Annotated in this window: 1 protein-coding gene; it reads left to right on the top strand. The window is 46.9% G+C overall.

What is annotated here, in order from left to right:
* Positions 1-765 (top strand): enoyl-CoA hydratase/isomerase family protein (locus A3738_RS23640; RefSeq protein ID WP_068763902.1); only part of this gene is annotated, 765 nt, incomplete at both ends.

The raw sequence follows: 765 nt of genomic DNA on the forward strand, positions 1-765 counted from the left end.
AAACCTTACTAATTGATCTGCAAGACCATGTTTTGCAGATCACGCTGAACCGACCCAAGGCACGCAACGCGATGAGCCTTCAGATGGTTCAAGAATTGATGTCGGTATTCAAAGCTATTGAGCATGAACAAAATATTCGCGTTGTCGTCATGCGCGGCGCAGAGGGTCATTTCTGCGCTGGCGGCGACATCAAAGACATGGCAAATGCACGTGCAGCGCTAGGGCAAAAAGCTGAAGGTGATGAAGACCCTTTCTACGCATTAAATAGAGAATTTGGGCGCATGATTACCTTTGCCAACCAAATCCCACAAGTCTTGATTGTTGTGGCTGAAGGCGCAGTACTAGGCGGAGGCTTTGGCTTAGTATGCATCTCTGACCTTGCGTTGTGCCTTGATAGCACACAGTTTGGCTTGCCAGAGACAAGTTTGGGTATACCACCAGCGCAAATAGCACCTTTTGTTGTGACACGCGTAGGCTTAACACAAGCAAGACGCTTATCATTATTTGGTGCGCGTTTTAAAGGCACTGAAGCAAAAGAATTAGGCATTGTTCATGAATGTTTAGATTCAAACGAAGCCATAGAAACGGCGCTTGAGACTGCTCTTTCTCAAGTTAAAAATTGTGCGCCACAAGCGAATCGAACAACTAAAGAACTGATCTTAAGCGTCGGACACCAACCACTTGAATCCTTACTTGATGGCGCAGCGAAAAGTTTTGCGTCAGCCGTGAAAGGCGCCGAAGGACAAGAAGGAACCATGGCGTTCA

This window comes from Oleiphilus sp. HI0066 (assembly GCF_001635725.1).